Below are 19363 nucleotides of genomic sequence, written 5' to 3'. Positions count from 1 at the left end.
GCCGCCGGGCGCGCCCCGCCGGCCCCTCGCCGCGGCGCGCATCCGCCAGCTCGCCCAGGAGTACGACCTTCCGCGCGCAACGTTCCTGCAACGTCGCGGAAACTAACGTCCCCGCCGTCCACCCCTACGGACGGCGGAGGTACCCATGACGCGCTACGACGCCCCCACCCACTGGCAGTCCCGCTACGACCACTTCATCGGCGGCGAGTACGTCAAGCCGCACGGCGGCCAGTACTTCGAGAACCCCACCCCGGTCACCGGCCAGACCTTCTGTGAGGTGGCCCGGGGCACCGCCGAGGACGTCGAGAAGGCCCTCGACGCCGCGCACGGCGCCGCCGACGCCTGGGGACGCACCTCGGTCGCCGAGCGGGCGCTGATCCTCAACAAGATCGCCGATCGGATGCAGGAGAACCTGGAGTCCCTGGCCATCGCCGAGACCTGGGAGAACGGCAAGCCGGTACGCGAAGCCCTGGCCGCCGACATCCCGCTGGCGATCGACCACTTCCGCTACTTCGCCGGGGCGATCCGAGCGCAGGAGGGCTCGCTCGGCGAGATCGACGACGACACGGTGGCGTACCACTTCCACGAGCCGCTCGGCGTGGTCGGGCAGATCATCCCGTGGAACTTCCCCATCCTCATGGCCACGTGGAAGCTCGCCCCGGCGCTCGCCGCCGGCAACGCGGTGGTGCTCAAGCCTGCCGAACAGACCCCGGCGTCCATCCACTACCTGCTGTCGCTGGTCGCCGACCTGCTGCCGCCGGGCGTGGTGAACGTGGTCAACGGCTTCGGTGTCGAGGCCGGCAAGCCGCTTGCGTCCTCGCCCCGAGTGGCGAAGGTGGCGTTCACCGGAGAGACCACCACCGGGCGGCTGATCATGCAGTACGCCAGCGAGAACATCAAGCCGGTCACGCTGGAACTGGGCGGCAAGAGCCCGAACATCTTCTTCGACGACGTCAGCGCCGCCTCCGACGACTTCCTGGACAAGGCGCTGGAGGGCTTCACCATGTTCGCCCTCAACCAGGGCGAGGTCTGCACCTGCCCGTCCCGGGCGCTGATCCAGCAGGGCCACTACCGGGACTTCCTGGCCGCGGCCGTCGAGCGGACCAAGGCGGTGAAGCAGGGCCACCCGCTCGACACCGACACGATGATCGGGGCGCAGGCCTCCAACGACCAGTTGGAGAAGATCCTGTCCTACCTGGACATCGGCCGGCAGGAGGGCGCCCGGGTGCTCACCGGCGGTTCACGGGCTGACCTGGGCGGCGAGCTTTCCGGCGGGTACTACGTGCAGCCGACGATCTTCGAGGGCGACAACTCCATGCGGATCTTCCAGGAGGAGATCTTCGGCCCGGTGGTCTCGGTGACCTCCTTCGCCGACCTGGACGACGCCGTGAAGATCGCCAACGACACGCTCTACGGGCTGGGCGCCGGCGTGTGGACCCGGGACACGAACACCGCGTACCGGGCGGGACGCTCCATCCAGGCCGGGCGGGTCTGGACCAACTGCTACCACGCGTACCCGGCGCACGCGGCGTTCGGCGGGTACAAGCAGTCCGGCATCGGCCGGGAGAACCACAAGATGATGCTGGAGCACTACCAGCAGACCAAGAACCTCCTGGTCAGCTACTCCACCAAGAAGCTCGGCTTCTTCTGATGGCCGCCGGTCCCGACGCGGTGGCGCCCGGTTCGCCGGGCGCCACGGCGCCGCCCGTCTCGCTCACCCCCGCGGCGGCCGAACTGATCCGGTCGCTGCGGGGGCGGCACGGGCCGCTGATGTTCCACCAGTCCGGTGGCTGCTGCGACGGCAGCGCCCCGATGTGCTACCCCGCCGGCGAGTTCCGCACCGGCTCGTCCGACGTCCTTCTGGCGTCGCTGGAGGTGGACGGCGTCCCCGAGCCCGTCGAGTTCTGGATGTCGAAGTCGCAGTGGCAGCTGTGGCAGCACACCAGGCTCACGGTCGACGTGGTCCCAGGCCGAGGCAGCGGCTTCTCCCTGGAAGCCCCGGAGGGAGTCCGCTTCCTCATCCGCTCCCACCTGGCATGACGCGGGTACGGCGGTGATCCCTCGGTCAGCCCGTAGAATCCAGCCATGGCTATCGAGCGGATCACCGTCGACCCGGGTCGGATGGGTGGGCTGCCATGCCTCCGGGACACCCGGGTCACCGCCACCGCCGTTCTCGGCCAGCTCGCCGCCGGACGCAGCATCGACGATGTACTAGCCGACTACCCGTACCTGGAGCGTGAAGACATCACCGCCGCCGTGGGCCTGGCAGTCCCTGGCAATCAGGCGATCTGACGAAGGTCGTTGCCGTAATCGAAAATGATCCGCAGCCTGGCGCCGAGAGCGTTCGCGTACCGGCTCAGCGTCGCCACCTCGTTGACATCGAGGTCGCCGTTTTCGATCTGGCTGACCCGGCCTGGCGTGACGCCCATGAGGTCGGCAACCTGCCGCTGCGTCAGCCCCAGCCGCTTACGCTCCTCCGCCAGGTGGTAGGCGCTCACCCAAGCCTCGGTGCGGGCCCGCTCCCTCTCGTAGGCGGCGTCATCACCGCCAAGCTCCGCACGCACGTCGTCCCAGTCGTGGAATTCCGTCACGACTCCCCCCTTCGCTCGCGCTCATTGTCGAGCCAAGCCTTGAAGAACTATAGCCCGAACTAAACCATCGGGGCGAGTAGACCGGGTCAGCGGGCGTCGAGGAGGGGTTGGCGAGGATCCCAGGGCTGACCGCCGGCGGCGTCGCGGCGGCGGCGGGCGATGGCCGACAGGGCCTCCAGGACCACCCGGTTGCCGAGGTAGGCGGTGATGTCGGCGTGGTCGTACGGCGGGGCCACCTCGACCACGTCCACCCCGACCACGGGCAGCTCGTAGCAGCAGCGGCGGACCGCGTCGAGGAGTTGGCGGGAGGTGAGCCCGCCCGGCTCGGGGGTGCCGGTGCCGGGGGCCATCCCGGGGTCGACCACGTCGACGTCGACGGAGAGGAAGACACCCTCGCACTCGTCGGTCGCGATCTCGAACGCTTCCGACAGGCACTCGTCCAGCCCCCGGGCGACGACCTCGGTCATTTCGTACGACCGCATCCGCTGGTCGGCCATCCAGGACAGCGTCTCGGGTCCGGGCCAGTACCCGCGCAGGCCGATCTGGAGGAAGCGGTCGCCGCGTACCGCTCCGGACTCGATGAGCCGGCGCATCGGCTGGCCGTGCCCGTGCAGGGAGCCGAACTCGATGTCCCCGGTGTCGGCGTGCGCGTCGAAGTGCACCAGCGACACCCGGCCGAGTCCGTGCTGCCGGGCCACCCCGGTGGCGTCGGGGAGGGCGATCGAGTGGTCCCCGCCGAGCACGATGGGGATCGCCCCGGCGGAAGCGACGGCATAGACCGCCGTCTCCAAGGACGAGAGGGACCGCTCGATGTCGCCGGAGAACATCTCAACGTCACCGGCGTCGTACACCCGAAGGTCCTGGAGGCCGTCGACGCGGAGCGCGAGGGACGGTCGGGAGCCGTCGTGCGGCAGGTAGCAGGCCTGGCGGATGGCCGACGGGCCGAACCGGGTGCCGGGCCGGTACGAGGTGCCGCCGTCGAACGGCGCGCCGACGATGACCACGTCGGCGTCGGCGAACGTCCCCGGCTCGTCCAGGGAGCAGCGGTCGACCCCGAGAAAGGTGATGTCGGGGCCGAACATCGGGCCGTAGCGGTTCACCGCTCCTCCATCCCCCACGGCGATCCGTAGCTGGTCAGCAGGTCGAGGAAGGGCACCGGGGGCAGCGCCTCCGGACCGATCACCCCCGCACTGGACCAGGCTCCGGTGGCGAGCAGCTCCAGGGCGACGACGGGGTTGATCGCGGTCTGCCAGACCACCGCCTGATGGCCGTACTCCTTCATCGACCACTCGTTGTCGACGACGTGGTAGAGGTAGACCTTCCGGGGCCGGCCGTCGGGCCCGGTGCCGGTGACGTACGTCCCGGCGCAGGTCTTGCCGTGCATCCGGTCGCCGAGCGTGGCCGGGTCGGGCAGGCAGGCGGCGACCACGTCCCGCGGCGAGACCTGCATGCCGCGCACGGTGATCGGTGAGGTCGAGTCGAGGCCGAGCTTGTGCAGGGTCTTGAGCACCTCGATGAACTCGTCGCCGAGGCCGTACTTGAAGGTGACCCGCTTCGCCTTGACCCAGCGCGGGATCAGCAGCACCTCCTCGTGTTCCACGTTGACGCACTCGACCGGGCCGATCCCCTCCGGGAAGTGGAAGACCTCCGGCTCGGAGAACGGCGGGGTGGTGTACCAGCCGCGGTCGGCCTCCCAGATCACCGGCGGGTTGAGGCACTCCTCGATGGTGGTCCAGATGGAAAAGGACGGCGCGAAGTCGTAGCCGTCGACGGTGAGGTTCGCGCCGTCGCGGACCCCGATCTCATCGATTTCGGCGAACAGTTCGTCGGCGGCGTAGCGGGCGAACACGTCGGAGAGGCCCGGCTCGATCCCGATGCCGCAGAGCGCCAGCCGGCCGGCGGCGGACCACTGGTCGGAGACCGCGAACTGGTCGTCGCCGAGCTTGACCCCGGTCTCCGAGTGCGGCCGGGTCGGGTGCGGGTGGGACAGGGACATCGCCATATCGAGGTAGTCCGCGCCGGCCGCGAACGCGCCGTCGAAGATCGGCATGACGAACCGCGGGTCGACCGCGTTCAGCACGTGGGTGATCCGGTGCTCCCGGCAGAGCGCCGCCACCGCGTCGGCGGAGGATGCGTCGACGTGGGCGGCGACGAACCGGGCGTCGTGGTCGGCGATCGCCCGCGACGCGCGGCCGAGGTCGTAGTCGGCGACGACCATGGTTTCGAAGAAGGAGCGGCGGGCAGCGATGGCGACGGCGGCCGAGCCGACGCCGCCGGCACCGACGAGCAGGATGCGCATCAGGAATCGAACCCCAAACCAAGACGATCGAGCGTACGGAGCCAGAGGTTGCGCCGGCCCTCGCGGGCGTCCGCGCGGGCGAGCGACCAGCGGGTGAGATTGATGCCGGTGGCCCGGAACGGCTCCGGCGGGAACGGCAACGGCTTGCTGCGCACCAGGTCGAGCCGGGTGAGCGGGGTGTCCTCCCCGGCGAGCAGGTCGAGCATCACCCGGGCGCCGAACCGGGTCGCCCCGACCCCGAGCCCGGTGAACCCGGCGGTGTACGCGAGCCGCCCGTCATAGGCAGTGCCGAAGAACGGGCAGAACCGGGTGCAGGTGTCGATCACCCCGCCCCAGCGGTGGCTGAACCGCACATCGGCGAGCTGCGGGAACGTGGTGAAGAAGTGTTCCGCGAGGGCGGTGAAGGTGGCGGCCCGCTGTTCCAGCTCGGGGGCCGTCCGGTTGCCGTAGTGGTAGATCGCGTCGTAGCCGCCGAAGAGGATCTGGCCGTCGGCGGTGATCCGGTAGTAGTGGAACTGGTTGCCGGTGTCCGCGAGCCCCTGGCGGTTGCGCCAGCCGATGGCGTCCCGCTGGGCAGGCGTCAGCGGCTCGGTCATCAGGGCGTAGTCGTAGACCGGGACCAGCCAGGCGCGCAGCCGGCGCAGCAGCGGCGGGAACGCGTTGGTGGCCAGGGCCACCTGCCGCGCCCGCACGCTCCCCGGGGCGACCTCGTCGCCACCGGCGGTGCTCGCCCGCAGCCCGCCGTCGTCCCGGCGCAGGCCGGTCACCCGGGTGTGCTCGTGGATCCGCACCCCCAGGTCGAGGCAGGCGCGGCGTAGCCCCCAGGCCAGCTTTGCCGGGTCGAGCATGGCCACCCGGTCCCGGTCCCACATCCCGCCGAGGTACGTCGGCGAGTCCACCTCGGCGCGTACCTCGTCGCGGTCGAGCAGGTCGACGTCGTGGCCGTACCGGCGGGCCAGTTCGGCGTCCTCGGCGAGCCCGGCGAGCTGGTACGGCTCGACCGCCACGGACAGCTCGCCGGTGCGTTCGAAGTCGCAGTCGATGCGGTGTTCGGCGACGGTGGCGGCGATGGCGTCCAGGTTCTCCCGGCCGAGCCGTTCCAGCTCGTCGATCTCGCCGGGGAACCGGTCGACCCCGTTGGCCAGGCCGTGGGTGAGCGAGGCGGCGCAGAAGCCGCCGTTGCGCCCGGACGCCGCCCAGCCGCACGTGCCGGCCTCGACCAGCAGCACGTCCCGGTCCGGGTCGGCCTGCTTCGCCAGCAGGGCGGTCCAGAGCCCGGCGTACCCGCCGCCGATGACCAGCAGGTCGGTGCTGTCGGCGCCGGTCAGCGGCGGCAGCGGGTCGGGGCGTTCCGGACGGTCGAGCCAGTACGGCACGGGCGCGGCGTCGGCCAGCGCCCGGCCGGTATGCGGGAGGATCATGACGCGGGCTTGGCCTGTCCGCCGCCGGCGACGGGGGCCGCCAGGTTGGCGCGGCGGGCCCGTCGCCCGCGCAACGAGCCGGCGCCGACCAGCAGCAGCGCGATCACGAACATCGCCGTTCCGATGACGTTCACCTGTGGCGGGATGCCGCGCTGTGCGGCACCCCAGACGTACATCGGGAAGGTGACCGTGGTGCCGGCATTGAAGTTCGTGATGATGAAGTCGTCGAAGCTGAGCGAGAAGGCAAGCAGGGCGGCGGCGACGATGCCGGGCAGCACCAGCGGCAGGGTGATCCGGCGGAAGGTCTGCCACTCGCTGGCGTAGAGGTCCATCGCGGCCTCCTCCAGCCGGCGGTCCATGCCGGCCAGCCGCGCCTTCACGGTCACCACGACGAACGACACGCAGAACATGACGTGCGCGATGACGATGGTCCAGAAGCCTTGCGGCACGCCGGCCGCGACGAAGAGGGCGAGCAGCGAGGTGCCCATCACCAGTTCCGGGGTGGCCATCGGCAGGAAGATCAGCCCGTTGATCCCGGACCGGCCGCGGAAGCCGTGCCGGACCAGGGCGAACGCCATGAGCGTGCCGAGGATGGTGGAGACCACCGTGGCGATCAGGCCGATCTCCATGCTGCGCACCACCGCGTCGCACATGGCCGACGTGGCGCAGGGGTGCCGCCAGTTGTCCAGCGTGAACTCGTTGAAGTCGTAGGACAGCCGGCTGGACGGGCGGTTGAAGGAGAGGCCGGCGACCACCAGGATCGGCAGCGAGAGGTAACCGAGGACGAGCAGGGCAACGCCCATCACCCACCGGTCGGCGAGCCAGCGCCGCATCACAACACCTCCTCCGTGCCGGCCTTGCGCAGGTAGACGAAGACGATCGCCAGGATCGCCGCCATCAGCAGGAACGACAGGGCCGCGCCCTGCGGATAGTCCAGCCGGACCAGGAAAGCCGAGTCGATGACGTTGCCGATCATGTATTCGTTCGGGGTGCCGAGCAGCTCGGCGTTGATGTAGTCACCGGTCGCCGGGATGAAGAAGAGCAGCGTGCCGGCGATCATGCCCGGCATTGACAGCGGCAGGGTGACCCGCCGGAACGCCCGCAGCGGGCTGGCGTAGAGGTCGCTCGCCGCCTCCAGCAACCGGTAGTCCAGCCGCTCCAGGCTCGCGTACAGCGGCAGCACCAGGAAGGGCAGGAAGTTGTACGTCAGGCCGAGCACCACCGCGACCGGGGTGGCGAGCAGCCGGCCGTCCGGCCCGAGCAGGTGCACGTCCCGCAGCAGCCCGACCAGCCAGCCGTTGTCGGACAGGATGGTCTTCCAGGCCAGGGTGCGGACCAGGAAGCTGGTGAACATCGGGGCGACCACGCAGACCAGCAAGAGGTTCTTCCACCGGCCGGCCTTCTGCGCGATGCCGTACGCCAGGGGGTAGCCCATCAGCAGGGCCAGCACCAGCGCGATGGCCGAGTAGACGAACGACCGGACGAAGTGCGGCCAGTACGCCTGGAACGCGTCCCAGTAGTTGCTGAACGCCCAGGTCATCGCGTACCCGGTGGAGAGCGAGCCGCTCGGGTCGTAAAGGCTGGCGGCGGCGAGCTGGAGCAGCGGCAGCGCGAAGAAGAGGAACAGCCAGGCCGTGCCCGGCAGGAGCAGCAGGTATGGCAGCAGCCGGTACCGTCCGCGCCGGGACGCCGGCGGCGGCGCCGACTGCCCCGACCCGGTCGGTACGTGAGCCAGCGCGGTCATGACGCCACACCCACCGGCGGCTCGTCGAGCAGCGGGGTGGTCTGGTCGTCCTCGCCGGCCTCCCGGCCTAGCAGGAAGGCGTGCCGGGGGTCCCAGTACGCCACCACCGGCGCACCGACCGGGAGCACGCGGCCGGCGCCGCTGTTCGCCGCGAACGCCGACAGCTCGCTGCCCCAGGCGGTACGCACCAGGTACTGGGTGCTGACCCCGACGTAGGACGCGTCGGTGACCACGCCGCCGATGTGCTGGTGCCCGGCGGGCACCTGGGCGGGGCTTTCGACCAGGTGCAGCTTCTCGGGGCGTACCCCGAGGAAGACGGGTCCCCGGTTGACGCGCGACCGGGCCGCGGGCACCGAGAAGCGCGCGCCGTGCGCGGCGACCAGCACATCGTTTCCGCTGGTCCCGGCGGCCTCGCCGGCGAGCAGGTTGGACTGGCCGAGGAAGTTCGCCACGAACGCGGTGGCCGGGAACTCGTAGAGGTCGGCGGGCGCGCCGAGCTGCTCGATTCGCCCGGCGTTCATCACCGCGACCGTGTCGGCCATGGTCATGGCCTCCTCCTGGTCATGGGTGACGTGTACGAACGTGATCCCGACCTCGGTCTGGATCCGCTTCAGCTCGATCTGCATCTGCCGGCGCAGCTTGAGGTCGAGCGCGCCGAGCGGCTCGTCCAGCAGCAGCACCTGCGGGTGGTTGATCAGTGCCCGGGCCAGCGCGACCCGCTGCTGCTGTCCGCCGGAGAGCTGGGCCGGCTTGCGCCGGCCGTAGCCTTCGAGCTGCACCAGCGAGAGCATCCGGTCGACCTGGTCGGCGACCTTGCGGATGCCCCGCCGGCGCAGCCCGAAGGCCACGTTCTCGTTGATGTCCAGGTGCGGGAAGAGCGCGTAACTCTGGAACACGGTGTTCACCGGCCGCTTGTAGGGCCGTAGCCGGGCGATGTCCCGGTCACCGAGCAGCACCTGCCCGCTGGTCGGCTCCTCCAGCCCCGCGATCATCCGCAGGGTGGTGGTCTTGCCGCAGCCGGAGGCACCGAGCAGGGCGAAGAACGAGCCCTGCGGGATGGTCAGGCTGAGGTCGTCGACCGCAGTGAAGGCGCCGAAGCGCTTGGTCAGGTTCGCCAGCCGCAGATCGCCGGCCGGTGCCTCGTGTCCCATGGTTCTCACGCTCCGATGACCTGCTGGAACTTGGCCTCGTAGTCCTTCTCCTGCTTCTCGTCCAGGGCCATGAAGACCTTGGACTTCGACAGCATCTCGTCGTCCGGGAAGATCAGCGGGTTCTCGGCCAGCTCCGGGTCGATCTTGACCATTGCTTCCTTGGCGCCCTTCACCGGGCAGATGTAGTTGACGTACGCCGCGAGCTGCGCGGCGATCGCCGGGTCGTAGTAGTAGTTGATCAGCTCTTCGGCGTTCGCCTTGTGGGTGGCCTTGTTCGGCACCATCATGTTGTCCGACCAGAGCATCACGCCGGATTCGGGCGTCACGAACTTGATCTTCTCGTCGTCGAAGCCGAGCTGGATCACGTCGCCGGACCAGGCGATGCAGGCGACGATGTCGCCCTTGGCCAGCTCGGTGGAGTACTCGTTGCCGGTGAACTTGCGGATCTGTCCGGAGTCGACGGCCTTCTTGAGCTTGTTCAGCGCGTCGTCGAACTGCGCGGCGGTGAAGTTCGCCGGGTCGTGGCCGTTCGACTGCAGCAGCAGGCCCATCGTGTCCCGCATCTCCGACAGCGCGGTCACCTTGCCCTTGAGGTCGGGGCGGGTGAGCAGCTCGTCGATCGTGCGGACCTCCTTGGTGACCTTGCCGTTGTAGGCGATGCCGGACAGGCCGGACTGCCACGGGACGGCGAGCTGGTTGTCCGGGTCGAATGCGCGGTTGCGCAGCGACGGGAGCACGTTGGCCTCGACGTTCGGCATCTTCGACTTGTCGAGCTTCTGGATCCAGCCCAGCCGGATCATCCGGGCCGCCATCCAGTCGGTGAGGACCATGATGTCCCGCCCGGTGGACGAACAGTCCTTGAGCTGGTTCTGTACCTTGCCGAAGAACTCGTTGTTGTCGTTGATGTCCTCGGTGTAGGTGACCTGGATACCGGTCTTCTTGACGAAGTCGTCGAGGGTCGGCCGCTTGGACTCGTTCTTCTCGTCGACGTCGATGTACTGCGGCCAGTTCGAGAAGGCGATCTTCTTCTCGGTGGCGGAAAGGTCGTCGCTCTTGCAAGCGGCCTCGGTCTGCTGAGCACCCTTCGTGCCACAGCCGGCAAGGGTGCCGGCGGTGGCCAGCAACGCTGCCGAGCCGAGGGTCCCGGTGAGCAGACCACGCCGGGAAAGGGGCCGGAGGGGACTACGCATATGACGACTCCTAGGGGGATCACATCGTCGGCGGCGGGACGGGGGCGGCGCGCCGGCGGGAGGGGTCAGTGGCGATGGACGACTGATCCTGACATGCAGTTACCTCTCTTACAAGGGATTCCGTTGCGGGATTAGCTACGGGCCACGAAATACGCCACACTTCGTCGTGCCACTACGCTCGGCGGCAAGGAATCGGACATGGGGAGCGGACATGAACAACGGGCACCTGGACACCGGGAACGGCTCGCGCCGAATCACTGTGCGTGAAGGGGCCAGTCACGCTCTGCTCGATGGCGTGGCCAAGCAGATCATCGAGCAGCTCCAGGAGGACGGCCGCCGGCCGTACGCGACCATCGGCAAGGCCGTCGGCCTCTCCGAGGCGGCGGTCCGGCAGCGGGTGCAGCGGCTGCTCGACGCCGGCGTGATGCAGATCGTCGCGGTGACGGATCCGCTCCAGCTCGGGTTTCCCCGCCAGGCCATGATCGGCCTGCGGACCAACGGCGACCTGGAGACGGTGGCCGACCGCCTCGCCGAGTTCGACGAGATCGACTACGTGGTCATCACCGCCGGCTCGTTCGACCTGCTGGCCGAGGTGGTCTGCCGCAACGACGAACACCTGCTGGAGATCCTCCAGCGGCTGCGCGCCGTCGAGGGCGTGCTGTCGACCGAGGCGTTCGTCTACCTGAAGCTGCGGAAGCAGACCTACACCTGGGGCACGGCCTGACCGTCGCCCGTCAGGCGGGCCGCTTGGCCAGCTCCACGAACGCGCGCCAGGCGGCGGGGCGAAGGTCAGGGTTCCGCCCTCGCGGTTCTTGCTGTCCCGGACGTGGACCCGCCCGGGCAGGTTGTCGGCCACCTCGACGCAGTTGCCGCCGTTGTTGCTGCTGCGGGTGGCAGTGCGCCAGCGGGCGTCGGTCATGTCCATGTCGTCGCCACTTCCCTGATCAGCTCGATCGACCGGCGGCGGGGAAAGGCCTCACCGGTGACGCGCCGTCTTCGGGTCGACGCAGACCTTCCCGGCCAGCGACTCGACGGTCTCCCCCTTGGCCGCCATCGCCACCCGCAACGCCTCGTTCGCCATCCGAGCCTCCGTCCGGGAAACGTTCCGGCGGCACCGTAGCGACGCTGCGTGTCGGTGTCCGCACTCAACCGGCGTGTCGCGGTCGGACCTCTTGCACGCGTCCCAGGTGCCCGAGGACTGCCGGGAAAAGGCCCTGGACATGCCCTCGGCACGGCGGCCGGCCGCAGCTCCGACTCCGGGAGACGGCCCCGACGGGCCGCAACCCGCTGTTGCGGAATCCGTTGCCGTGTACACACGTATTCGCTGAATTCGTTGCATCAAGCTCTGTCAGCCACCGATCCCACTTGCCTTTCGGGTCGAGACTGTGGGATAACCGTGGGCAGAGCGGCCGGTGTCACCCCTGACCGGCCCGAGACCCGATGGGGCTGACATGGCCAACGCCACCGACCACCTCTGGATGCACTTCACCCGGATGGCGAGCTACTCCGCCGGCGAGGTACCGACCATCGTCCGCGGCGAAGGCGCGTACGTCTGGGACTCGCAGGGCCGCCGTTACCTGGACGGGCTCGCCGGGCTCTTCGTCGTCAACGCCGGCCACGGCCGTACCGAACTGGCCGAGGCGGCCGCCAAGCAGGCCGGCGAGTTGGCCTACTTCCCGCTCTGGTCGTACGCCCACCCGAAGGCCATCGAGCTGGCCGAGAAGGTGGCGTCCCTCGCCCCCGGCGACCTGAACCGGGTCTTCTTCACCACCGGCGGCTCGGAGGCCGTCGAGGCGGCGTGGAAGCTGGCCCGGGCCTACTTCAAGCGGACCGGCCAGCCGAACAAGTACAAGGTGGTCAGTCGCTACATCGCGTACCACGGCACCTCGATGGGCGCCCTGTCGATCACCGGACTGCCCGGCATCAAGAGCGACTTCGAGCCGCTGGTCCCCGGCGGCATCAAGGTGCCGAACACCAACTTCTACCGGGCCCCGGAGCACGGCGACGACCCCAAGGCGTTCGGCCGCTGGGCCGCCGAGGAAATCGGCCGCGCCATCGAACGCGAGGGGCCGGACACCGTCGCCGCGGTCTTCCTGGAGCCGGTACAGAACTCCGGCGGCTGTTTCCCGCCGCCGCCCGGCTACTTCGAGCGGGTCCGGGAGATCTGCGACGCGTACGACGTGCTGCTCGTGAGCGACGAGGTGATCTGCTCCTGGGGCCGGCTCGGCGAGTACTTCGGCGCCACCCGGTACGGCTACCAGCCGGACATCATCACCACCGCAAAGGGCATCACCTCCGGGTACGCCCCGCTCGGCGCGATGATCGCCAGCGAGCGGCTGATGGAGCCGTTCCTGACCGAGACCGGCATGTTCGCCCACGGGGTGACCTTCGGCGGCCACCCGGTGTCCTGCGCGGTGGCCCTGGCCAACCTGGAGGTCTTCGCCCGCGAGGACCTGATCGGGCACGTCCGGGCCAACGAGGGCGCCTTCCGGTCCACCCTGGAGAAGCTCCACGACCTGCCGATCGTCGGCGACGTGCGCGGCGACGGGTACTTCTACGGCATCGAGCTGGTGAAGGACAAGGCGACCCGGGAGACCTTCGACGAGGCCGAGTCCGAGCGGCTGCTGCGCGGCTTCCTCTCCACCGCCCTTTTCCAGGCCGGCCTCTACTGCCGCGCCGACGACCGCGGCGACCCGGTCGTGCAGCTCGCCCCGCCGCTGATCGCCGAGCAGCAGCAGTTCGACGAGATCGAGCAGATCCTGCGCGGCGTACTGACCGAGGCATGGTCGCGCCTCTGACCGGCGGGTCGGCATCGGACGGGGCCGGGGCTCGCAGCGACGAGTCCCGGCCCCGCGCCGTCGGCGGCACCGACCGTACCCGGGTACGCCGCCTCCCCGACCTCGCCGTCCACGACCGGGCCGCCCTGCACGCCGTCCTCGACGCCGGTCGGGTGGCGCACCTCGCGATCGCCGACGGCGCACAGCCGTACGCACTGCCGGTGGCGTACGCCCGCGACAATGATCGCGTGCTGGTGCACGGCTCCACCGGCAGCCGCCTCTTCCGGCACCTGGCCGCCGGCGCGCCCGCCTGCCTCACCGTGACCCTGCTGGACGGTCTGGTGCTGGCCCGCAGCGCCTTCGAGTCCTCGATGAACTACCGCTGCGCGATGGTGCTCGGCGAGCTGACCGCGCTGCACGGCGACGAGAAGCTGGCCGCCCTGGAACGCCTCTCCGAGCAGCTGCTGCCCGGCCGCTGGGCGGTCATCCGACCGCCGTCGGCCAAGGAGCTGGCCGCCACGCTGGTGCTCGCGCTGCCGCTGGACGAGTGCTCGGTGAAGATCAGCGCCGGCCCGCCGGACGACCCCGAGGACGACCTCGACCGGCCGGTCTGGGCCGGCGTGGTGCCGATCGTCGAGTCGTACGGCCCCCCGCAGCCCGACCCGCGGCTGCGGGTCGACCAGCCCCCGCCGGAGTTGTGATGCGCTACCAGGAGCTCTCGTACTGGCTGTCCAGCGTGGACGGGTCGCTGACCCCCCGCCCCGCGTTGCCCGGGGACGCCGACGCCGACGTGGTGATCGTCGGGGCCGGGTACACCGGGCTGTGGACGGCGTACTATCTCGCGGCCGCCGACCCGACGCTGCGGATCACCGTGCTGGAGAAGGAGATCGCCGGGTACGGCGCCTCCGGCCGCAACGGGGGCTGGTGCTCCGCGCTCTTTCCCACCTCGCTGCCCGCGCTGGCCCGTCGGCACGGCCCGGACCGGGCCCTCGCGATGCAGCGCGCGATGCAGGAGACCGTCCGCGAGGTCGGGCGGGTGGTCGCCGCCGAGGGGATCGACTGCGACTGGCAGCCCGGCGGGACGGTGGTGCTGGCCCGCACCGAGGTCCAGCTCGGCCGCGCCCGGGCGGCCGTCGCCGAGGCCCGGGAGTACGGGCTCGACGCCGAGGACCTGGTGCTGCTCGACGCCGCCGAGGCCACCGCCCGCTGCGCCGCCGACGGGGTACGGGGTGGGACGTACACCCCGCACTGCGCCGCGGTGCACCCGGCCCGGCTGGTCCGCGGGCTGGCCCGGGCGGTCGAACGCCGCGGGGTGCGGATCTTCGAACGCACCCCGGTGACGGCGGTACGGGCCGGCGCCGCGGTGACCCCGGCCGGGGTGGTCCGGGCGCCGGTGGTGGTCCGGGCCACCGAGGGGTTCACGCCCACGCTGCCCGGGCAGCGCCGCGCCGTCGCGCCCGTCTACTCGCTGATGGTCGCCACCGAATCGCTGCCCGCGGAAACCTGGGCCCGGATCGGGCTGGCCGAGCGGGAGACCTTCTCCGACTACCGGCACGTCATCATCTACGGCCAGCGCACCGCCGACGGCCGGCTCGCCTTCGGCGGGCGGGGTGCCCCCTACCACTTCGGCTCCCGCGTCTCCCCCGGCTACGACCGGGAACCGCAGGTCTTCGCCGCGCTGCGCCGGGTGCTCGGCGAGCTCTTCCCGGTGCTCGGGCCCGACGTGCCGGTCAGCCACACTTGGGGCGGCCCGCTCGGCGTGGCCCGGGACTGGTCCGCCTCCGTCGGGCTGGACCGCACGACCGGGCTGGCCTGGGCGGGCGGCTACGTGGGCGACGGGGTGGGCACCAGCAACCTCGCCGGCCGTACGCTGGCCGACCTGATCCGGGGCGTGCCGAGCGACCTGACCGCGCTGCCCTGGGTCAACCACCGCTCCCCGAAGTGGGAGCCGGAACCGCTGCGCTGGCTCGCGGTCAACGCCGGCCTCAAGGTGATGTTCTCCGCCGACGACGCGGAACTCCGCTCCGGCCGCCCCTCCCGCCGCGCTGCCGCCTTCTCCCGCCTCCTCGGCCACTAACCCCCCGGGCCCCCTCAGCCCCGGTTGATCATGAAGTTGTTGCCATGACACGCCGGTGTCGATGGCAACAACTTCTGATCAACGCGGGTAGGCGGGGCGCTGATGGGCAGCGCGGCGTGGCCCGGTCAGTGGTTGGGGGGGATGACGCGGAGGTGGCCGCGGCGGCCGGTGTGCTGCGGCTGGTGGGGGTCCTGGTCGTCCTCCGGGGGACGCGGGGGCGCCGGGCGAGCGGCCTCCCGGACCGCCTCGGCCAGCGCGACCAGGTCGTCCGTGGTGGGCGGCGGCGGCTCGAACTCGCCCTCGTGCCGGACCACGTCCCAGCCCCGCGGTGCGGTCAGGTTACGGGCGTGCGGCTCGCAGAGGTCGTACGTGTGCGGCTCGGCGAAGGCGGCCAGTGGCCCCACGACCGCGGTGGACTCGTTGTAGACATAGGTCAACGTGGCGACCGCTTGCCGGGGGCAGCCGTTACGGGAGCAGCGCCGAGGTGACCTCACGGCGGCAGGGTATCTCCATTACCGGGTCCACCGCACCGCTTCCCGCTACGACACGCCCGTCTTGGTGATCACAATTCGTCCGATCGGCGCGCCGGCACGCCGCGACGGTGGCGCAGCGACGGGACCGCCCCTGGTGGGGGCTACCCTCTTCCTCATGACGAGCCCGGAGAACCGCCGCCCCGGCTCAGGCCGGCGCACCCACCGCGACCGCCACGGTCGGGGCCTGCGCGGGCGGCTGGTACCGGCCACCGTGCCGCTGGCGCGGACCAAGGCGGAGGTCTTTGACGACCTGGTGCTGGACACCGTGGAGACGCTGGAACGACGCTTCGCCAAGGAGTTGGCCGGCGTCGAGTTCGCGGTCGAGGACGTCCCGCCGGACCTGAACGTCTACGACTCGGACGTGCTGGAGGACGGCGAGGTGCCGCTCGCCCGGCTGCTGCCGGGACGCCCGGGCCGGCAGGAGGTGCCGCCCCGGATCGTGCTCTACCGGCGGCCGCTGGAGTTCCGGGCGATGGACCGCGAGGACCTGGCCGACCTCGTCCACGACGTGATCATCGAGCAGGTGGCTAACCTGCTCGGCGTCGATCCGGACGAGCTGGCCTGAGGGCGCGACCCCCGTCGCGCCGCCGGCGCCCGTCCCTTCCGTCGCTCGCCCGGGTCGGCCCCGCCGCCGGGCTTTCCGGCCCGAGCCGGGCGGCCCCCACCGCCCTGGCCCGGCACCCGCTCTCAGGCGGCGACCCGCCGCTTGAGCTTGCGCCGCTCCCGCTCGGAGAGCCCACCCCAGATCCCGAATCGCTCGTCGTGGCCGAGAGCGTATTCGAGGCATTCCGTCTTGACCTCGCAGCGCGAGCAGATGCGCTTCGCCTCGCGGGTCGAGCCGCCCTTCTCGGGAAAGAACGCCTCCGGATCGGTCTGCGAGCAGAGCGCTCGCTCCTGCCACTCCGGCGCGTTTCCGAGCAGGTCGGCCACCTCGAGCTGGCCGTCCATCAGATGCCTCCTTGTCGCGCACCGGCGTCATCGCCGCTGCAACCCCCCACGCGAAAGGCGTGCTTGTCCGTCCGGTCACAATTTGTTGCGTACGGCTCGGACAACCCCATTGAAATTACACGCGTGTAATGCGTGCGCCGTCAAGCTGAACTTGATAATGGAGTCGTCCTCCCGACACGTTCCCGACGGCCATCGCAGCCGCCCGAGCCTCGCAACCTGCCCTATCGATTCAGACCCCGGACGAGTAACGCCCTCTCCGGCGAGTTGCCGAAGATTTCTGCCGTGGCGTGCATGGCGCGGACGCCGCCAAGGCCCCCCGGTGGAGGCTCCGGCGGGCCTTACCCGGGCGGCTTTCGCGGCACCGTCCAAGATCAGCATGTGGTGGGGAAAGGTTAACCCGACTCCGCCGCAACCGCCCGTCGAGCGCGCAAACGGCCGCGGCCGCCCCGTCCACATGATGGGCGGGGCGCGGCGGCGAAGCGGCTCGGCGGCTCAGCCCGCCCCGCGGGGCACGCTGGGCGGCCAGACGAATTCGGCGATCGCGCCGCCCGTCACGAAAATCGCCCCGGCCGGTGTTCGACCGTCCCACCAGACGGTATAGGGACCCGCCTCCAGCTGCGGATAGACGGCACTGTGGAAGACGCCGTCGCGGACGTGGCGCTGCCGCACCGCCGAGTGCGTACGCGGGCCGTCCTGGTCGGCCCGGCTGATCTCGATCTCCCGGCCGTGCAGCTCCGGCCCGGTGTAGATGATCAGCGCGCCGGAGTCCTCACCCAGGTCGAGCACCACGCTGCCACTCTCCGACGGCCCGTAGGTGTGGTGCTGGTGCATGGCCACCCCCTCAGGACTTCGCCGCGGGCGGGTTGCCGAACCCGTCGTACGGCGTGCCGAGGAACGGGAAGTCGCCGAGGAACGGCGCGGTCACGTCGGCGGCGCTCAGCCCCGGGGTCACCGCGTTCGCCGCGGCGTCCGGGGTGAACCCCTTGTCCACCAGCGGCACGGTGACGCCGGCGATGGCCCGCAACGCGATGCTGACCACGTCATCGCCGACCCGGCGGCCGTTGGGGAAGCCGGCCAGGTCGCCGCCGAGCACGCCGAACCGGTTCGGCTTGCGGTTCGGCCGGATCGCGGTGTTCAGCCGGAGCATGTCCGCCTGGACGTTCCCGGTGCTGTTCGTGAAGCCGTCGATCAGGCCGGCCGGGATGCCGGTCAGCATGATCGCCACCAGGTCGGCGCGCGGCTTCTTCGCCTTGTTGAGGGCGTCCAGTCGCGGGAAGACGCCCGGGTAGAGCGCGGGCAGCAGGGCGGCCAGCTCGGGGTGCTCGACGAAGCGGACGAACCGCTTGTCCTCCGACGGTGGCAGTGAGTTCCACAGGTCCTTCTTGGACATCGGCACGATGACCTCGTTGACCAACGGGTTGCCGAGCCGGGACACCTGGGTGAACGGCCCGACGGCGGTGTCCGCGGCCACCCGGTCGCCGAGCACCCGAACCTGCTGGCGCGACGCCGAGGTCCACACCCCGATCACCGAGGCGCGGTCGCCCTGGCCGTACCGGCTGGCCTTGCGGCGTACCCGGCTCAGCGGCACCTGGACGGCGATGCTGTGCACGTTCATCCGGTCCAACGCGTTGACCGGCTCCCCCTCGGTCTTGAAGATCTTCTTGCCGGCCACGTGGAGTTGCTGGAACGGGCGCAGCGTACCGAGGTCGAAGATCGCACCCAGGTCGACGAAGAACCCGTCCGCCCGCTGCCCCGCGAAGACCTTCTCCCCCGTCGACAGGCGGTACGTCGCCTGCCGGACCAGGTCCTGGTATTTCGGGGTGGAGAGCGGGCCGACGTTGCACGGTGGGCAGCGCAGTTTCTGAGCGAGGACGTGCTCCTTGCCGTCCACCACCCGGGTCAGCCGGTAGAACTGCCCGCGGTTCCAGTTCCTGCTCTCCAGCGACTCGATCGGACCGGTGTTGTAAAGAAAACTGTTCGGATTGGTGATCTCGGTGGTGAATTCAAACCGGTACGTCACATCGGGATAGCCGTCGCCATCGTTGTCGATATGAATCTCGTACCGCACGTCGTCACCGAACTCGAAGAAGTTCGGGCCGCCGGAGGGGAGCTGCACCGGTACGTAGTTGGCGATCAACGTGACGGTGTCCGGATGATCGGGACTGATGAACGCGTACAGGTCGGAGCTGTCGGCGACCGGATCCTTGGCTATCTCCGGGGCTTCACGGTGGGAGGACATGGCGGACCACACCTTCGCAGAAATCGGGAGTCGAGCGGGAGCACCGGCGCCGAGAGCCCGCGCCGGGGGAAGTCGCGCCGCCGGGCGGCGCGGGGGGTCAGCGTCGACCGGCGGCGCGCCGCAACCGGTCCGCCAGGGCGCGGTCGCGTACCTCGATCCGGGACGTGCCGACGAAGACGTCCATGGTGCCGGAGGCGCCGTCGCGGAGGTGGACCACGATCGGATCGTCCCGGCGGCCCGCCGAGGGGGTGTTCTGTGCGGCCGACAGGCCCGGCACGGTGAGGGCGGCGGCGCCGAGGGTGGCGCTCGCCGCTGCGGTCAACGTCTGCCGGCGGGTCAGTCGCGGCCAGGGCCGCTTCCGCTGGTCACTGGTCATGGGCAACCTTTCCGGGC

21 protein-coding genes and 1 pseudogene are annotated in these 19363 nt (G+C 70.5%); 8 read left to right on the top strand and 14 right to left on the bottom strand.

The window, feature by feature from the left end; genetic code table 11:
* Positions 1-145: 145 nt before the first annotated feature.
* Genes adh through DKL51_RS21280 form a run of 3 tightly spaced genes read left to right on the top strand, consistent with a single transcriptional unit; the run spans position 146 to position 2292 of the window.
* The gene (gene adh, locus DKL51_RS21290) at positions 146-1651 is read left to right on the top strand and encodes an aldehyde dehydrogenase (protein ID WP_109943006.1); all 1506 of its coding nucleotides are present in this window, start codon (positions 146-148) and stop codon (positions 1649-1651) included.
* Positions 1651-2040 carry a DUF779 domain-containing protein gene (locus tag DKL51_RS21285; RefSeq protein WP_109943007.1) on the top strand — a complete coding sequence of 130 codons (390 nt, stop codon included), beginning with the start codon at positions 1651-1653 and terminating at the stop codon, positions 2038-2040. Before adh ends, DKL51_RS21285 begins: the two co-directional genes overlap by 1 nt.
* Before the next feature lie 45 nt (positions 2041-2085).
* Entirely contained in the window at positions 2086-2292 is a 207-nt protein-coding gene (locus DKL51_RS21280) for a DUF433 domain-containing protein (RefSeq protein WP_109943008.1), read from the top strand.
* Here the strand turns inward: DKL51_RS21280 and DKL51_RS21275 are convergent.
* From DKL51_RS21275 to DKL51_RS21240, 8 genes are all read right to left on the bottom strand, one after another.
* Positions 2280-2591 carry a helix-turn-helix domain-containing protein gene (locus tag DKL51_RS21275; RefSeq protein WP_109943009.1) on the bottom strand — a complete coding sequence of 104 codons (312 nt, stop codon included), beginning with the start codon at positions 2589-2591 and terminating at the stop codon, positions 2280-2282. The two genes, DKL51_RS21280 and DKL51_RS21275, sit on opposite strands and share 13 nt — an antisense overlap.
* Before the next feature lie 86 nt (positions 2592-2677).
* Entirely contained in the window at positions 2678-3691 is a 1014-nt protein-coding gene (gene speB, locus DKL51_RS21270) for an agmatinase (RefSeq protein WP_124812410.1), read from the bottom strand.
* A complete protein-coding gene (locus tag DKL51_RS21265) occupies positions 3688-4890 on the bottom strand; it encodes a saccharopine dehydrogenase family protein (RefSeq protein ID WP_109943011.1) in 1203 nt (400 codons plus the stop codon). The genes speB and DKL51_RS21265 overlap by 4 nt, the downstream gene beginning before the upstream one ends.
* A complete protein-coding gene (locus tag DKL51_RS21260; protein ID WP_109943012.1) occupies positions 4890-6311 on the bottom strand; it encodes an NAD(P)/FAD-dependent oxidoreductase in 1422 nt (473 codons plus the stop codon). The genes DKL51_RS21265 and DKL51_RS21260 overlap by 1 nt, the downstream gene beginning before the upstream one ends.
* Positions 6308-7144, bottom strand: a complete 837-nt coding sequence (locus DKL51_RS21255) for an ABC transporter permease (protein WP_109943013.1) — start codon at positions 7142-7144, stop codon at positions 6308-6310. Before DKL51_RS21255 ends, DKL51_RS21260 begins: the two co-directional genes overlap by 4 nt.
* Positions 7144-8055 carry an ABC transporter permease gene (locus DKL51_RS21250; RefSeq protein ID WP_109943014.1) on the bottom strand — a complete coding sequence of 304 codons (912 nt, stop codon included), beginning with the start codon at positions 8053-8055 and terminating at the stop codon, positions 7144-7146. Before DKL51_RS21250 ends, DKL51_RS21255 begins: the two co-directional genes overlap by 1 nt.
* Positions 8052-9206 carry an ABC transporter ATP-binding protein gene (locus tag DKL51_RS21245; RefSeq protein WP_109943015.1) on the bottom strand — a complete coding sequence of 385 codons (1155 nt, stop codon included), beginning with the start codon at positions 9204-9206 and terminating at the stop codon, positions 8052-8054. Before DKL51_RS21245 ends, DKL51_RS21250 begins: the two co-directional genes overlap by 4 nt.
* Before the next feature lie 5 nt (positions 9207-9211).
* Entirely contained in the window at positions 9212-10396 is a 1185-nt protein-coding gene (locus DKL51_RS21240; RefSeq protein ID WP_109943016.1) for an ABC transporter substrate-binding protein, read from the bottom strand.
* 211 nt (positions 10397-10607) lie between these two features.
* On the opposite strand from DKL51_RS21240, the gene DKL51_RS21235 reads away from it, so the two are divergent.
* Positions 10608-11120 carry an Lrp/AsnC family transcriptional regulator gene (locus tag DKL51_RS21235; protein WP_109943017.1) on the top strand — a complete coding sequence of 171 codons (513 nt, stop codon included), beginning with the start codon at positions 10608-10610 and terminating at the stop codon, positions 11118-11120.
* Between the two features lie 10 nt (positions 11121-11130).
* Here the strand turns inward: DKL51_RS21235 and DKL51_RS21230 are convergent.
* Positions 11131-11321: pseudogene (locus DKL51_RS21230) on the bottom strand (DUF397 domain-containing protein).
* Positions 11322-11847: 526 nt separating this feature from the next.
* Here DKL51_RS21230 and DKL51_RS21220 point away from each other — a divergent pair.
* The 3 genes from DKL51_RS21220 to DKL51_RS21210 are packed head-to-tail and all read left to right on the top strand — an operon-like array spanning position 11848 to position 15250.
* Positions 11848-13194, top strand: coding sequence for an aspartate aminotransferase family protein (locus DKL51_RS21220; RefSeq protein ID WP_109943018.1), 1347 nt, complete (start codon positions 11848-11850; stop codon positions 13192-13194).
* On the top strand, positions 13179-13874 hold the full coding sequence (locus DKL51_RS21215; protein ID WP_109943019.1) for a pyridoxamine 5'-phosphate oxidase family protein: 696 nt from the start codon (positions 13179-13181) through the stop codon (positions 13872-13874). Before DKL51_RS21220 ends, DKL51_RS21215 begins: the two co-directional genes overlap by 16 nt.
* Positions 13874-15250, top strand: a complete 1377-nt coding sequence (locus tag DKL51_RS21210; protein ID WP_185734869.1) for an NAD(P)/FAD-dependent oxidoreductase — start codon at positions 13874-13876, stop codon at positions 15248-15250. Before DKL51_RS21215 ends, DKL51_RS21210 begins: the two co-directional genes overlap by 1 nt.
* 125 nt (positions 15251-15375) lie before the next feature.
* Here the strand turns inward: DKL51_RS21210 and DKL51_RS21205 are convergent, their stop codons facing one another.
* Positions 15376-15744: a DUF3499 domain-containing protein gene (locus DKL51_RS21205; RefSeq protein ID WP_109945490.1), complete on the bottom strand. Its 369-nt coding sequence runs from the start codon at positions 15742-15744 to the stop codon at positions 15376-15378.
* A gap of 154 nt (positions 15745-15898) precedes the next feature.
* On the opposite strand from DKL51_RS21205, the gene DKL51_RS21200 reads away from it, so the two are divergent.
* A complete protein-coding gene (locus DKL51_RS21200) occupies positions 15899-16348 on the top strand; it encodes a metallopeptidase family protein (protein ID WP_091260118.1) in 450 nt (149 codons plus the stop codon).
* A gap of 122 nt (positions 16349-16470) precedes the next feature.
* On the opposite strand, the gene DKL51_RS21195 is transcribed toward DKL51_RS21200, so the two are convergent.
* From DKL51_RS21195 to DKL51_RS21180, 4 genes are all read right to left on the bottom strand, one after another.
* Positions 16471-16731 (bottom strand): WhiB family transcriptional regulator, encoded by a 261-nt coding sequence (locus DKL51_RS21195; protein WP_013284161.1) that lies wholly within the window; start codon positions 16729-16731, stop codon positions 16471-16473.
* A gap of 492 nt (positions 16732-17223) precedes the next feature.
* The gene (locus DKL51_RS21190; protein WP_109945491.1) at positions 17224-17562 is read right to left on the bottom strand and encodes a phospholipase; all 339 of its coding nucleotides are present in this window, start codon (positions 17560-17562) and stop codon (positions 17224-17226) included.
* Between the two features lie 10 nt (positions 17563-17572).
* Entirely contained in the window at positions 17573-18970 is a 1398-nt protein-coding gene (locus DKL51_RS21185; protein WP_109945489.1) for a DUF4331 domain-containing protein, read from the bottom strand.
* Positions 18971-19067: 97 nt separating this feature from the next.
* Positions 19068-19346, bottom strand: a complete 279-nt coding sequence (locus tag DKL51_RS21180) for a hypothetical protein (protein ID WP_109945488.1) — start codon at positions 19344-19346, stop codon at positions 19068-19070.
* Positions 19347-19363: the final 17 nt, after the last annotated feature.

The sequence above is a fragment of the Micromonospora globispora genome (genome assembly GCF_003857015.1).
Lineage (GTDB): Bacteria > Actinomycetota > Actinomycetes > Mycobacteriales > Micromonosporaceae > Micromonospora > Micromonospora globispora.
The sequence above is the reverse complement of the archived record's forward strand: the minus strand, read 5'-3'. Positions and strand labels throughout refer to the sequence as shown.

Coding starts and splice junctions, on each gene's coding strand:
- DKL51_RS21185 (WP_109945489.1), bottom strand. CDS start 18,970: ATGTCCTCCCACCGTGAAGCCCCGGAGATAGCCAAGGATCCGGTCGCC.
- DKL51_RS21285 (WP_109943007.1), top strand. CDS start 1,651: ATGGCCGCCGGTCCCGACGCGGTGGCGCCCGGTTCGCCGGGCGCCACG.
- DKL51_RS21235 (WP_109943017.1), top strand. CDS start 10,608: ATGAACAACGGGCACCTGGACACCGGGAACGGCTCGCGCCGAATCACT.
- DKL51_RS21180 (WP_109945488.1), bottom strand. CDS start 19,346: ATGACCAGTGACCAGCGGAAGCGGCCCTGGCCGCGACTGACCCGCCGG.
- DKL51_RS21190 (WP_109945491.1), bottom strand. CDS start 17,562: ATGCACCAGCACCACACCTACGGGCCGTCGGAGAGTGGCAGCGTGGTG.
- DKL51_RS21245 (WP_109943015.1), bottom strand. CDS start 9,206: ATGGGACACGAGGCACCGGCCGGCGATCTGCGGCTGGCGAACCTGACC.
- DKL51_RS21240 (WP_109943016.1), bottom strand. CDS start 10,396: ATGCGTAGTCCCCTCCGGCCCCTTTCCCGGCGTGGTCTGCTCACCGGG.
- DKL51_RS21195 (WP_013284161.1), bottom strand. CDS start 16,731: ATGGACGGCCAGCTCGAGGTGGCCGACCTGCTCGGAAACGCGCCGGAG.
- DKL51_RS21250 (WP_109943014.1), bottom strand. CDS start 8,055: ATGACCGCGCTGGCTCACGTACCGACCGGGTCGGGGCAGTCGGCGCCG.
- DKL51_RS21200 (WP_091260118.1), top strand. CDS start 15,899: ATGACGAGCCCGGAGAACCGCCGCCCCGGCTCAGGCCGGCGCACCCAC.
- DKL51_RS21260 (WP_109943012.1), bottom strand. CDS start 6,311: ATGATCCTCCCGCATACCGGCCGGGCGCTGGCCGACGCCGCGCCCGTG.
- DKL51_RS21210 (WP_185734869.1), top strand. CDS start 13,874: ATGCGCTACCAGGAGCTCTCGTACTGGCTGTCCAGCGTGGACGGGTCG.
- adh (WP_109943006.1), top strand. CDS start 146: ATGACGCGCTACGACGCCCCCACCCACTGGCAGTCCCGCTACGACCAC.
- DKL51_RS21255 (WP_109943013.1), bottom strand. CDS start 7,144: ATGCGGCGCTGGCTCGCCGACCGGTGGGTGATGGGCGTTGCCCTGCTC.
- DKL51_RS21265 (WP_109943011.1), bottom strand. CDS start 4,890: ATGCGCATCCTGCTCGTCGGTGCCGGCGGCGTCGGCTCGGCCGCCGTC.
- DKL51_RS21280 (WP_109943008.1), top strand. CDS start 2,086: ATGGCTATCGAGCGGATCACCGTCGACCCGGGTCGGATGGGTGGGCTG.
- DKL51_RS21215 (WP_109943019.1), top strand. CDS start 13,179: ATGGTCGCGCCTCTGACCGGCGGGTCGGCATCGGACGGGGCCGGGGCT.
- DKL51_RS21220 (WP_109943018.1), top strand. CDS start 11,848: ATGGCCAACGCCACCGACCACCTCTGGATGCACTTCACCCGGATGGCG.